Consider the following 274-nt stretch of genomic DNA (forward strand, 5'->3'; position numbering starts at 1 on the left):
TTGTGGAATTCCGTTTTCTCCGCCTACCCTCTAGAAAGACAGTTTCAAATGCTGTTCTGGGGTTGAGCCCCAGGATTTCACATCTGACTTACCTCTCCGCCTACGCGCCCTTTACGCCCAATAAATCCGATTAATGCTTGCACCCTCCGTATTACCGCAGCTGCTGGCACGGAGTTAGCCGGTGCTTCTTTACCTGGTACCCTCAAATTTGCCGGATATTAGCCGGCGTCTCTTGTTCCCAAGCGAAAGAACTTTACGACCCGAAGGCCTTCAT

The 274-nt window shown here is 51.1% G+C and carries 1 rRNA gene; it reads right to left on the reverse strand.

Features of this window, described 5'->3' with window-relative positions:
* A 16S ribosomal RNA gene (locus ACTHS4_RS11945) occupies positions 1-274 on the reverse strand; the annotation flags it as partial.

It is taken from the genome of Neisseria sp. P0014.S009 (assembly GCF_051958155.1).
Lineage (GTDB): Bacteria > Pseudomonadota > Gammaproteobacteria > Burkholderiales > Neisseriaceae > Neisseria > Neisseria flavescens_C.